Raw genomic sequence first — 11725 nt, forward strand, 5'->3', positions numbered from 1 at the left:
CAGGCGGCGGGGCGTGCACGTGGGTGGCAGCGGCCGCAGGCAAAAGTGTGCAGGCAACAGGGTTCCAGCGAGGCGGCCCGACCTTCGCTCACAACCTGCCGCTACACCCTATGTGACGACACCCAAGCCCTCCATTTTACAAAAAAATAATCAGTTATGGGTTTTCAATGTCTTTTTGCAGACGCGCAACACGGTCTCAGGCCGGCGGGTGGCGGCGCTTGCTGCGCAGCCACCAGGCCGCGATCAACGAGAACAGCACGATCACCCCGACCAGCAGCCAGAAGCCCAACGGATCCTGGCTGAGCGGAATGCCGCCCACATTCATGCCAAACAGGCCGGCCATCATGTTCACCGGCAGGGCCAGCACGGTGATCATCGTCAAGGTGTAGAGCGAGCGGTTGGTGTCTTCGTTGATGCCGGCGGCAATCTCTTCCTGCAACAGCTTGATGCGCTCTTCGAGCGACTGCATATCGCGCAGGAAGACGGAGAACTCCTCGCTGGCCGCACGCAGCGCATGCAGGTCTTCATCCAGCATCCACTGCGGCGGCGTCTGCAGCAGGCGGAACATGGCCGAAGGCTCAGGCGCCAGCAGGCGCTTCAGCCGCACCAGCAGGCGGCGCAGCGCGCCCAGCTGGCGCGGCTGCATGCGCGTGCGCCCGCCCAGCATGGTGTCCTCGATCTGGTCAACGCGGTGGGTCACATCGCGCACGATGCGCACCAGCACATCGGCCTGGGCGCGCAGCAGGCGCTCCAGCAGCTGCGGGCTGGAGCCGGGCGTGTCGCCCTGGCGAATCTGCTGGCGCAGCGCATCGACCGAGCGCAGCGGGTGGGCGCGCGCCGATATCACCCATTGCGGCGAGGCCTGGATCCACATCGTGTGGATGTCGCTGGACTCGAACTGGAAGTCGAAATCGATGTCGTTGATGACGGCGAGCAGCGCATCATCCATGCGCTCGATACGGGTCGAGGCCAGGCCATCGCGCAGCGCCTCGAAGTACTGCTCATCGAGCGCCGCATACTGCTGCAGCCAGCGCAGGCAGTGGGCATGGGAGAGGTTGAAATGCAGCCAGATAAAGCCCGTGCTGTTGGGCGGCGCGGCCAGCCAGGCCTGCGCTTGCCCGGCATTCAGCGCGGTGGCGGGGCCATGGCCGTCGAAGGCATAGCCCCAGATCAGGCCGCTGTTGTCGTGGGGGGAGACCAGCGGGAGCGGGTCGGGCTCCCGCGGCAGGGGTTCGTTCAAGATAGCACTCCGGGGACGGGCGGTTGCCCCTCGCCAAACCCGGTATTTTTGGCCGCTATCGTGACTTTTTCATGACAAAGCCATGACGCGCCCCGGGCGCACTCAGTCGGGCATCGAGCAGTGGCCGCCGCTGGCGTGCTGGCCCGAGCCCGCAGCGATCAACGGGGCCTCGTAGCGCAGGTCAACGGGCTGGCTGTGCACATAATCCCAGGCGATGAAGGCGACCAGCAGCACCCAGAACGTGCTGCGCAAAACGGTGGTGTTCATATGCGGCTCCTGCGCTTAAAAACCAAAATGGCGGCGAATGCGCAGCCCGAAGATCGTGCCGGCAAAGGCCAGCGGCACCCAGATCCAGCCATGGATGCTGCCGGTGCTGATGCCCGAGAGCATCGCGCCGACATTGCAGCCGAAGGCCAGGCGCGAGCTATAGCCCAGCACCAGGCCAGCGGCCAGGGCCACCAGCCATTGCGTGCCGGTCAGCGCCTTGGCGGCGGCGGGCTTGCCGGCAGCCATCCACAGCGCACCGGCCAGAATGCCGATGTTGGTGATGCTGGTGATGTCCAGCAGCACGGTCTCGTGCAGACGCTGGGCATTGCCCGGCTGGCTCCAGAACCAGTTGCCTGCCAGGTCCACGATGCCGGTGCCATTGGCGACCTTGGCGGCCCAGAGGCCAAAGCCATAGACGACGCCCCATGGCTGGCCGGCAATCACCAGGTTCAGGGTCGCGAAGATGGCCAGGCCGATCGCGCCCATCACCCACTTGCGCTGCCACAGGCCGGGCATGCTGCGCTGCTGCGCCGCATGGGCCCTGGCGCAATAGGCCTGGACCGCAAACCCGATGACGGCCAGCGCCGCCAAGGTGGCAAGCAGCGCAGGCAGCCAGCCCCAGGTGCTGACCAGGCCCACGGCCGGCATGCGGCCCAGGTCCAGCCACCAGCCCAGGTGCAGCGATCCCAAAAAGCTGCCGATGGCAAACATCGGCAGGATGGCCGTGTTCATCGGGATGCCCATGCCCGCCTTGTACAAGGTGCCGCTGCCGCAGCCATCGGCAATCTGCATGCACAGGCCAAACACAAAGGCCCCCACCAGCAGGCTGATGCTGGGCGGGCCCAGCGCGGCCGTCAGCTCAGGGTAGTGGCCCAGCAGCGGCATGGCCATGGCGGCAGCCAGCGCCAGCAGCAGCAACTGGCCAAATACGCCGCGCGGGTCCTTGTCCTCAACCAGCATGCGCCAGCCGGTGGTAAAGCCAAAGCGCTGGCCGGCCAGGATGGCACCCAGGCCGATACCGACCAGGAACAGCGCCGCCTGGCGCAGCGATACCGACCACAGCAGCCAGCCAAAAAAGGCCGCCATCAGGATCGACAGGGGAAGTCGTTTCATCACGATCACCGTTGAGAGTCAATACAACAAAAAGCTGCCAGCACCTTTGCGGGAGTGCTGGCAGCCGAAGCACCGGGTCAGGCTTACTTGAACTTGCGCTGCCACCATTGCTTGGCGTCATAGGCCAGCGATTCGGCGCGCCCGGGCTGGTTCTCCATCGCCGGGGCACCGGGCTGCTGGGTCCAGTCCACCATCGAGCCGGCGTACAGCTTGACGTTGGGCAGGCCGGCCATCTCGCTCAGGCCAAACCAGTCGGTGGCGGCCCAGTGGCCGGTATTGCAAAAGGCGACGGTGTCCTGGCCGTCCTTGCGGCTGACCTTCTCGGCGATCTGCCGGGCGGTGGCCTGGTCCACAAACTGGGCCGTGCCCTTGACAAACCACTGGTTGAAATCCAGCTGCTGCGCGCCGGGCAGGGTGCCCGAGAGCTTGGCCGCTGGCGCCCGGGTCTTGCCCTGGTAGAAGGCATCGGGGCGGGAATCGACCAGCGCGGCATTGCTCAAATCCACATGGGAGCGCACCTGGTCGCGCGTGGCGATCAGGCTCTCGTCCAGCACGGGCTGGTAGCTGCTGGCCTGCACCTGGGGCGCCTCGGTGCTGACCGGCTTGCCGTCGGCCACCCAGGTCTTCATGCCCCCGTTGACGATGGACAGCTCCTTCAGACCCAGCACCTTCAGGCTCCAGTAGACCCGTGCCATCGCGCCAAAATCGGTGGCATCGGCGCCAGTGGATACGACCACGGCATGCGTGGCCGGGGTCAAGCCCAGCGACTGCACCAAGGCCGTGAGCTTGGGCAGATCGGGCAGCTCCCCGGGGTTGGTGGCAGGGCCGCGCCACTTGCTATAGGGCGCATTGAGCGCGCCGGGGATATGGCCTTCGGCATAGAGCTTGGGCTCGCGGATATCGATGACGACAGGCGCAGCAGCGCCTTGCTGGGCGCTGGCCAGCTCGGCCGGGCTCAAGAGCGGTTGCGCGGCATGGGCTGCCGTGAGCCAGCTGCTGGCCAACAGGGCGCTGGCCACAGCCAGATGGCGAAAGGTTGTCATGGCAATAGCTTGTAGAGGCAAATCAATGGGCTCTATTGTCCCGCGATTGCGGTCTGCGGGCAGGTTGTGCGCAGATTGAATATATGGCGGTAAGGTTATATATCCTGAGGGAATAAAGGCCGCGCTGCCTGCCTGGTTTGTCTATACCCAGAGCCCGGCGCGGAAGCCGCGTGCCGCGTAATAGGACTGCACGCCATTGTGGTAGCTGAACACGCGCTCATAGCGCCGGTCGCCAAACAGCGCGCCCCCAAGGCGGCGCATCTCCTGGGGCGTGGCCAGCCAGCTCGAGGTCTTGCAGTCAAACGCGCCCAGGGTCTGCAGATGGCGGTACTGCAGCTCGTCGAGCAATTGCACACCCATCGCATCGGCCATGCCCTGCGCGCTGCCGGCGGGCCTGTTTTCCTTGCGTGCGGCCAGTGCCTGCTCGTCAAAGCAGAGGCTGCGCCGGCCGCTGGGGCTTTCGGCGGCGCAGTCGGCAAACAGCAGCTGGCCGCTGGCAGTGTCCTGCAAGATGACGTCAGGCTCGCCGCCGGTGGCCTCCATCCGGGCCAGCGCTTGGTGGGCGGCCGTGTTCCTGTCCAGGCGTTGCAGCACCTGTGCCCATGCCAGTAGGGGGTGGCGCGGCATATGGGCCTCAAAGCGTGCCTGCAGCAGGGCCATCAATGCCTGCAGTTCGGTCTTGTTCATGGCGTTCAAATCCTTGTCAAGCGGCTGCCACTTTTGCGCACTTCTACAATCGGCGCAAGCTTTTTGAAGGATTACCCAACGGCGGCACCTGCCGCCGCGCTGCATTATGGATATTGTTGTCAACGAAGAACTCAAGGCCTACATCGACCCGCTGACCCCTGACGAGCATGCCTCGCTGGAGCGCAGCATCCTGGCCGAAGGCTGCCGCGATGCGCTGGTGCTCTGGGGCAATGTGCTGGTCGACGGCCACAACCGCTACGGCATCTGCCAAAAGCATGGCCTGCCTTTCAACACGGTGCAGAACACCCAGTTCCAGTCGATGGAGGATGTCTACCTGTGGATGATCGACCAGCACCTGGGGCGGCGCAGCGTGTCGGATTTTCAGCGTGGCGTATTGGCGCTGCGCAAGCGCGAGATTCTGGAGCACCGCAAGCTGGAGAAGGCCCACCCGGTGGCTGCACAGCCGGCCGAAGGCGAGGCGCCAGCGGTCAGCAACGCCGACGAGGCTTTCTCGCCGGTCGATGCCGCCGAGCTGGAAAAGGTAGCCACCCGCGAGGCCATCGCCAAGGCGGCCCGGCTGTCGAGCAGCCAGGTAGCACAGATCGAGAAGATCCAGAAAAGCGCCGCGCCGGCGCTGGTCGAGGCCTTGAAGGCCGGCGATATCTCCATCAATGCTGCTGCCGTGGTGGCCAGCCTGCCGCATGACGAGCAGCAGGCCGCTGCCCAAGGCGGCAAGGATGGCTTGAAGCAGGTGGTCAAGCAGGTGCGCGAGGCCAAGCGCAAGCCCAAGGAGGAGGCCCCCGAAGCCCAGGAACCGGCCAGCGCACCCTCGGCCGCGCATGGCGCCGAAGCGGTGGATGCCGCGCTGGACAAGGCCCAGCAGCAGATCAGCGACCTGCGCGCCCGCGTGCAGGAGCTGGAACTGGAAAACGCCCAGCTGCGCCTGCAGCTGGCGGCAGCGTCGTCGCAGGATCTGCCGGTCCCCGACGAGGCCTGATCGAGGCTTTCTGCCTTTCGCCCTCCGCCTTTAATCCAGCGGCGGGCGCTTGGCCGGCTTGGGCAGCAGCCGCTGGCGGGAACGCTGCGCACGGGGCCGCGCAGCGTCGGCACGCTGGCAGGCCAGGCGGTATTGCAGCAGGCTGGCCTCGGCCGCCTGCACCAGCGCAAGCGGCAGGCGCTGTGCCTCGGGCATCGGGTGCGGGGCGCTCGCGGGCAGGTCGCACTGGTCCATCAACAGCGCCAGGCCCTGGCCCACATGCGCGGCCGTGTAGACATGGAACTGCCCGGCCTCCACCGCCTGTACCACCCGCTCGGCCAGCATCAGATGGCGCTGGTTGCGCGCGGGGATCAGCACGCCGTGGCTGCCATCCAGGCCCTGCTCGGCACACAGGTCAAACCAGCCTTCGATCTTTTCATTGAGGCCGCCCACGGGCAGTACCTCGCCATGCTGGTTGAGCGCGCCGGTGACGGCAATGCTCTGGCGCAGCGGCAGGCCCGACAGCGATGACAGCAGCGCATAGAGCTCGGCGCAGCTGGCCGAGTCACCTTCGACACCACTGTATTCCTGCTCGAACACGACCGAGGCATTGAGCGCGAGTGGCGCCAGATGGCCAAACAGGGCCGTCAGATAGCCTTGCAAAATCAGCACGCCCTTGTCGTGGATGGGGCCGGACATGGCCACCTCGCGCTCGATGTTCATCACGCCTTCCTGGCCGGCATGGGTGCGTGCACTGATGCGCACCGGCAGGCCAAAACGGTGGTCGCCGGTGTCGATCTGCGACATGCCATTGATCTGGCCGACCTGGCTGCCGGCAAAGGAGATCAGGTGCTCGCCGTCGCTGACCGCCGCATGCAGGTCCTGCTCCATCGCGTTGTGGCGCAGCCGCTGCGCGGCCAGCGCGGCTTCCACATCGGCAGCCTGCACCAGACGGTCCTGCCCTGAGCGCCGGGCGCGCTGCGCGCTCTCCAGCAGCAAGGCTTCGAGCTGGTTCAAGCGGCCGCTTTGGCGCTGCTGGTCATCGGCCTCGCGGTGGGATTGCTCCAGCAGCCGGGCGACCGCGCCGGCATCGCAATGCGGCATCTGGTAGAGCTTGCAGCGCTGCGCCATCAGTGCGGCGGTGGCGCGGTAGGTGGCGGCCGAGGCCTTGAACTGCTCGGCAAAATCGACCTTGACCCGAAAGCGCCGCGCCATGTCGGGGTCGCTCTCCTGCAGCTGGTAGTAGGCCTCTTCGGAGCCAACCAGCACCAGCTTGAAGTTCAGCGGCAGCAGCTCGGGCAGCATCGCGCCACTGCTGCTGGGGCCTTGCGCGGCATGGGCATCCTCGATGCGCAGCTGGCGCGTGCGCAGCACCCGGCGCAGCGCCTGCCAGCTGTCCTCGTCGCCCAGCAGGTCGCGCAGGTGCAGCATCAAAAAGCCGCCATCGGCACGCAGCACGCTGCCCGCGCGGATGCAGGAGAAATCGCTGCGGCGCTCGTCCTCCTCGGGCGGGTCGATGGTGCCAAACAGGTTGCGCAGGCTGGGCTGGTCCTCCAGCACCACGGGGGCATGGGCCTCGCCATGGTGGTCGACGATCAGGTTGAGCTGGCTGAGCGCGCGCAGCGCCTTGCGCTTGGCCTCCAGCAAGGCGCGGGCATCGTCACGCGCATCCTGGCTTTCGCCTTCGCCCTCGATGCTGTCGGTCTGGTCGAGCAGCGCATCGGCATCCTGCGCAATGCTGCCCGGCACCCACAGCGCCATGTTCTTGAGCCACTCGGCCTGCATCTGCGACAGCCAGCGCTGCAACGTGGCTGCATGCTCGGCGCTGGGGGTCAGGCCATCGAGCACCTGCGCCGATGCGGCTTGCCACAGCGGCGTGGCCAAGGATTGGTAGAACAGGTTCAGCGCCGCATCGCGCGCCATCTGTGCCTGCCGCACCTGGCCCCGGAACTGTGCCAGCTGCACGCGCAGCTGGTATTCCAGGTCTTCGGCGGGTGCTGCAGTGCCGGGGGCCTCTGCGGCGTCCTCGCCTTCTCCGGGCGCCAGCAGCAGTGCAGGGTCGGCCTCGGTATCTGCCTGGGGCGGGGTGGCATTTTCCAGCACAGGCGGCTGCCCTTGCTGCACACCCGCCGCAGGCGGGCCGGCATCCGGGCCGGTGGGGTCGCCAGGCGCGTTGTCCTGGCTGTCCACCACCAGCTGGCCTTCCTCGCGGCGAATGCGCAGGCCGGCGCCCTGCGCCCAGTCGTGCAGCGTGCCAAACGCGGCTTCTTCCGCCTGGCGGGCCTGGTTGTACAGCTGCTCGATCTGGCTGCGGTGCTGCGCTTGCTGCACGGCTTTGTCGAGCTGCTCGGGCAGCTTGTCCACCATGGCCTCGATGCGGCGGCGCAGGCTGCGGCCCTGGCCGGCGGGCAGGCGCAGCGCCTGGGGGCGCTCGGGCACGGCGAAGTTGTGCACAAAGGCGATATCTTGCGCAGCGGGGCGGCGTTGCGCCTCGGCCTGCATGGCTTGGCGCAGCAGCGATGTGCGGCCGCTGCCTTCCTCGCCCAGCACAAACAGGTGGTAGTCGGGCGGGTCCATCGCCAGGCCAAACTCGGCCGCCGCCTGCGCGCGTTGCTGGCCGATCCAGGAGAAGGGCTCGTGCACCAGCTCGGCGGTGCTGGCAAAGCCCAGTTGGGCCGGGTCAATGCGCAGGCGCAGTTGGTCGGCCTGCAGCAGCTCGGCGCACAGCAGCGGGTTGGCAGGTGGGGAAGGGGTCAATGGCGTGTCGGACAAGGGGATATTTTTCTGGAGGGTCTCAGGCGCGCGGGGCGCCCGGGGCCTTGTGGGTGGGTCGAGGGGTGCCTGGGCAAAGCGCAAGCGGGGCTAGAGCGCCAGCCGCATGATGTGCTGCGGGCCGTAGCCGCCATCCAGGTACAGCTCGCCGGTGTCTTCAAAGCCGCACTGGCGGTACAGCGGTATCGCGGCGGCATTCTTGCAGTTCACCGTCAGGAACACCGCAGCGGCGGCCAGGCCTTGCGCCCGCAGGTAGTCGGGCAGCGCCTGCAGGCTGCGCTTGGCCAGGCCCTTGCCCTGAAAACGCTGGTCGATGAAGAAGCTGCGCAGGCCCACGCTGTCCGCCGGCGCAAAGGGGTAGTGCTGCGCATAGTCCTGGTCGATCAGGAAAAAGCCGGCGATCTGCCCGTCATCGCCAATCAGATGGGCGCCGAGCCGGGGATGCAGCTCGGCCAGGGTCTGCGCGATCGGGGCGACAAAGGGCCGCTGCGCCTCGTGCAGCGACAGGCCCAGCACGCGCTCGCGCTGCTCGGGCCGGTAAGGGGAGAGGAGGGTCATCGTGGTGCGGTCTCTGGCAGCGTGGTGCGGGGGCGGCTCAGCGGGGCTGGGATGGCGCCGTGCCGGTGTCCCAGCCTTGCAGGTGCTGCAGGGCCAGTTCGCGCAGCGCCTGGATCCAGCGGGGCTGGTCGTTCAAACAGGCAATGTAGTCGAACTGCTGGCCGCCTGCATGCACGAAGGCTTCGCGCACCTCCTGGTTGATCTCTTCGAGCGTTTCCAGGCAATCGGCGGGAAAGCCCGGGCACATGACCTGCACATGGCGCAGGCCTTGCTGGGCCAGCGCGATCAGGCTCGGCTCGGTATAGGGCTCCAGCCATTTGGCCTTGCCAAAGCGCGACTGAAAGGTAAGCATGTACTCGCTATCGGCTAGGCCCAGCTCGGCGGCCAGCAGGCGGGCCGTCTCCTGCGAGTGCTGCTGGTAAGGGTCGCCCAGGCGTACATTGCGCTCGGGGATGCCGTGAAAGCTCATCACCAGCTTGGGCGCGCGGCCGTCCAGCTGCCACTGCTTGCGCACGCTCTGGGCCAGTGCCTGGATATAGCCGGGATCGCGGTGGTAGCTGCGCACAAAGCGGATCTCGGGGATGTCGCGCGCGCTGGCGCACCACGCATTGACTGCATCGACGACGCTGGCGGTGGTGGTGGCCGAGTACTGCGGGTACAGCGGCAGCACCAGCACGCGGCGCACGCCTTCGGCCTTGAAGGCATCGAGCTGGCTCGCGATCGAGGGGTTGCCGTAGCGCATCGCTGGCCGCACCAGCACCTGGTGGCCCGCTTCGCCGAGGGTGCCGCGCAGCAGCTTGGCCTGCTTCTCCGTCCAGACGGCCAGCGGCGAGCCCTCGGGCATCCAGACGCTGCGGTACTTGGCGGCCGACTTGGCCGGGCGGGTGCGCAGGATCACCCCGTGCAGCAGCGGCTTCCAGACCAGCGGCGGAATCTCGACGACGCGCTGGTCGCTCAGGAACTCGGCCAGGTAGCGGCGCGTGGCTGCCGTGGTGGGCGCATCCGGTGTGCCCAGGTTGCACAGCAGGATGCCGGTTCTGTCAGGAAGGGATTGGCCAAGAGGCTCGGGTCGGAAGCGTGAAACCATGGCTGGGATTGTCGCAGCTTGGCAGCAGGCCCCGGCGCATACCCCTGGCCGCAGCGGGCCTGCGCGCCTTTGTCCGACACCGGACCGCTGGGGCGCGCTGGCCCGCAGCGATCCGCTATGCTTGGCGCCATGCTCGATCTCTCCCGAATCCGTGCCATCAGCCTTGATCTGGATGACACCCTCTGGCCGGTGCTGCCGACCCTGAAGGCGGCCGAAGCCGCGCAGCACGCATTTTTGCTGGCCCATGCACCGGCGACCGCTGCCTTGCTGCAGGACGCGGCCGAGGCCCAGCGCATCCGCCAGTCGGTGCGCGATGACTTTGTGCACCTGTCGCATGACATGACGCATTTCCGCCAGCAGTTCATCCGCCGCGCGCTGCAGCAAAGCGGTGGCGATGAGGCGCTGGTCGAGGCCGTATTTGCCCAGTTCTTTGCCGCCCGCAACCGGGTGACCTGGTTTGCCGAGGTCGAAGACGCGCTGGCCTGGCTGTCCTCGCGCTACCCGCTGGTCGCCGTCTCCAACGGCAATGCCCAGCTGGACCTGGTGGGTCTGTCGCCCTGGTTTGTGGCCAGCACCAGCGCGCGTGAGGTGGGCGTGGCCAAGCCCGACCCGCGCATTTTTACAGCCGCTTCCGAGCGCGCCGGTATCGATCTGCCCGCCTTCTTGCATGTGGGCGATGACGCCGAGCTGGATGTGCAAGGCGCCTTGGCCTGCGGCATGCAGGCCGCCTGGGTGCAGCGCCAGGAGCTGGACCACCACCAGCGCACCGAGGCAGGCCTGGCCTTGCGCTGGCCGTTGAGCAGCCCCCCGCCCCAGGCGCTGGTGCGCAATCTGACCGAGTTGTGTGAGCTGCTGGGGCGGCCCACTGACTGACAGACCGGCATCGCCAGCGCGCTGATTGCTGCACCCACTGCAGCTATCAACTGTATGGTGCGCTATTTATCAGTAGCCGTGCAGGCTCTAAGCTGGCGCCATCGACAAAACCGCAAGGAGTGATGCATGGCGCAAGTGATTCGTTTGGCAGCGGCCGGTGGCCCGGAATGCATGCAAATGCAGCAGTGGGAAGTGGCCGCACCCGGCCCGGGTGAGGTCTTGCTGGCGCAGCAGGCAGTCGGTGTGAACCCGCTCGATGTGCTGCAGCGCAAAGGTATTGCGCCCATCCCGCTGCCCTCGAGCCTGGGACTGGAAGGCGCAGGCACCGTGCTGGCGCTCGGCGCCGGCGTGAGCCAGTTTGCCGTCGGCGACCGGGTGGCCTATGCCACCGGCCCGCTGGGCGCCTATGCCAATGAACGCCTCTACCCGGCCGAGCGCCTGGTCAAGCTGCCCGATGGCATCAGTGCCGAGCAGGCCGCCGCCGTGCTGTTCAAAGGCATTACCGCGCAGTACCTGCTGACGAGCACCTATGCCGTCGGCCCCGGCACTATCGTGCTGCTCTATGGCGCATCGGGCGGAGTGGGGCAGTTGATGGCCTCCTGGGCCAAGCATTGGGGCGCCACCGTCATTGGCGTCGTCTCGAAACCGCAAAGCCAGGCACGGGCGCTGGCCGCCGGTTGCGACCAGGCACTGGTGTTCGATCCCCAGACCCTGGCCGCGCAGCTGCGCGATGCCACCGGCGGCCGCATGGCCGATGTGGTCTATGACGGCCTGGGCAAGCTGTCGTTTGCCGCATCGCTGGACTGCCTGCGACCCCGCGGCCTGATGGTGTCCTTTGGCGCGACCACCGGTGCACCGCCCGCCATCGACATGGCCACGCTCAACGCCAAGGGCTCGCTCTACATCACCCGCCCCTCGCTGGCCGCGCATACCGCGACCGCGGCCGAGTACCAGCAGCGCGCCAGCGCCGTGCTGCAGGCGGTGGAGCAGGGCATCATCCAACCAGCCATTGGGCGCCGCTATGCACTGGAGGAAGTGGCTGCCGCGCATGCCGATCTGGAGGCGGGGCAGACCCAGGGGGCGGTGGTGCTGCTGCCTTGATGCCAAGC

General features: G+C 67.2%; 11 protein-coding genes. 3 read left to right on the forward strand and 8 right to left on the reverse strand.

From position 1 onward, the window contains the following. Positions 1 to 196: 196 nt before the first annotated feature. From AB7A72_RS18990 to AB7A72_RS19010, 5 genes are all read right to left on the reverse strand, one after another. On the reverse strand, positions 197 to 1240 hold the full coding sequence (locus AB7A72_RS18990) for a transporter (protein ID WP_313335390.1): 1044 nt from the start codon (positions 1238 to 1240) through the stop codon (positions 197 to 199). A 102-nt stretch (positions 1241 to 1342) separates the two neighbouring features. Next, positions 1343 to 1507 carry a hypothetical protein gene (locus AB7A72_RS18995; protein WP_239809129.1) on the reverse strand — a complete coding sequence of 55 codons (165 nt, stop codon included), beginning with the start codon at positions 1505 to 1507 and terminating at the stop codon, positions 1343 to 1345. A 15-nt stretch (positions 1508 to 1522) separates the two neighbouring features. Next, positions 1523 to 2620: a YeeE/YedE thiosulfate transporter family protein gene (locus tag AB7A72_RS19000; protein ID WP_239809128.1), complete on the reverse strand. Its 1098-nt coding sequence runs from the start codon at positions 2618 to 2620 to the stop codon at positions 1523 to 1525. Between the two features lie 83 nt (positions 2621 to 2703). Continuing rightward, the gene (locus AB7A72_RS19005) at positions 2704 to 3663 is read right to left on the reverse strand and encodes a rhodanese-like domain-containing protein (protein ID WP_369460825.1); all 960 of its coding nucleotides are present in this window, start codon (positions 3661 to 3663) and stop codon (positions 2704 to 2706) included. 141 nt (positions 3664 to 3804) lie between these two features. After that, a complete protein-coding gene (locus AB7A72_RS19010; RefSeq protein ID WP_369460826.1) occupies positions 3805 to 4350 on the reverse strand; it encodes a DUF4256 domain-containing protein in 546 nt (181 codons plus the stop codon). A 106-nt stretch (positions 4351 to 4456) separates the two neighbouring features. Between AB7A72_RS19010 and AB7A72_RS19015 the strand changes: the two genes are divergently transcribed. Beyond that, on the forward strand, positions 4457 to 5347 hold the full coding sequence (locus AB7A72_RS19015; RefSeq protein WP_239809125.1) for a plasmid replication/partition related protein: 891 nt from the start codon (positions 4457 to 4459) through the stop codon (positions 5345 to 5347). A 30-nt stretch (positions 5348 to 5377) separates the two neighbouring features. Here AB7A72_RS19015 and AB7A72_RS19020 read toward each other — a convergent pair whose 3' ends face one another. The 3 genes from AB7A72_RS19020 to hemH form a co-directional block, all read right to left on the reverse strand. Further along, the gene (locus AB7A72_RS19020) at positions 5378 to 8098 is read right to left on the reverse strand and encodes an AAA family ATPase (RefSeq protein ID WP_369460827.1); all 2721 of its coding nucleotides are present in this window, start codon (positions 8096 to 8098) and stop codon (positions 5378 to 5380) included. 90 nt (positions 8099 to 8188) lie between these two features. After that, positions 8189 to 8656, reverse strand: coding sequence for a GNAT family N-acetyltransferase (locus tag AB7A72_RS19025; RefSeq protein WP_369460828.1), 468 nt, complete (start codon positions 8654 to 8656; stop codon positions 8189 to 8191). A gap of 37 nt (positions 8657 to 8693) precedes the next feature. Next, the gene (hemH, locus tag AB7A72_RS19030) at positions 8694 to 9743 is read right to left on the reverse strand and encodes a ferrochelatase (RefSeq protein ID WP_369460829.1); all 1050 of its coding nucleotides are present in this window, start codon (positions 9741 to 9743) and stop codon (positions 8694 to 8696) included. A gap of 129 nt (positions 9744 to 9872) precedes the next feature. Here hemH and AB7A72_RS19035 point away from each other — a divergent pair, with 129 nt between their 5' ends. Continuing rightward, positions 9873 to 10616 (forward strand): HAD-IA family hydrolase, encoded by a 744-nt coding sequence (locus AB7A72_RS19035; protein ID WP_312527773.1) that lies wholly within the window; start codon positions 9873 to 9875, stop codon positions 10614 to 10616. 126 nt (positions 10617 to 10742) lie between these two features. Then, positions 10743 to 11717: a quinone oxidoreductase family protein gene (locus AB7A72_RS19040; protein ID WP_369460830.1), complete on the forward strand. Its 975-nt coding sequence runs from the start codon at positions 10743 to 10745 to the stop codon at positions 11715 to 11717. The last annotated feature ends 8 nt before the right edge of the window (positions 11718 to 11725 follow it).

This window comes from Comamonas sediminis (assembly GCF_041107495.1).
In the GTDB taxonomy this organism is placed as follows: Bacteria; Pseudomonadota; Gammaproteobacteria; order Burkholderiales; family Burkholderiaceae_C; genus Comamonas; species Comamonas sediminis.

Coding starts and splice junctions, on each gene's coding strand:
- AB7A72_RS18995 (WP_239809129.1), bottom strand. CDS start 1,507: ATGAACACCACCGTTTTGCGCAGCACGTTCTGGGTGCTGCTGGTCGCC.
- AB7A72_RS19000 (WP_239809128.1), bottom strand. CDS start 2,620: ATGAAACGACTTCCCCTGTCGATCCTGATGGCGGCCTTTTTTGGCTGG.
- AB7A72_RS19005 (WP_369460825.1), bottom strand. CDS start 3,663: ATGACAACCTTTCGCCATCTGGCTGTGGCCAGCGCCCTGTTGGCCAGC.
- AB7A72_RS19010 (WP_369460826.1), bottom strand. CDS start 4,350: ATGAACAAGACCGAACTGCAGGCATTGATGGCCCTGCTGCAGGCACGC.
- AB7A72_RS19015 (WP_239809125.1), top strand. CDS start 4,457: ATGGATATTGTTGTCAACGAAGAACTCAAGGCCTACATCGACCCGCTG.
- AB7A72_RS19025 (WP_369460828.1), bottom strand. CDS start 8,656: ATGACCCTCCTCTCCCCTTACCGGCCCGAGCAGCGCGAGCGCGTGCTG.
- hemH (WP_369460829.1), bottom strand. CDS start 9,743: ATGGTTTCACGCTTCCGACCCGAGCCTCTTGGCCAATCCCTTCCTGAC.
- AB7A72_RS19035 (WP_312527773.1), top strand. CDS start 9,873: ATGCTCGATCTCTCCCGAATCCGTGCCATCAGCCTTGATCTGGATGAC.
- AB7A72_RS19040 (WP_369460830.1), top strand. CDS start 10,743: ATGGCGCAAGTGATTCGTTTGGCAGCGGCCGGTGGCCCGGAATGCATG.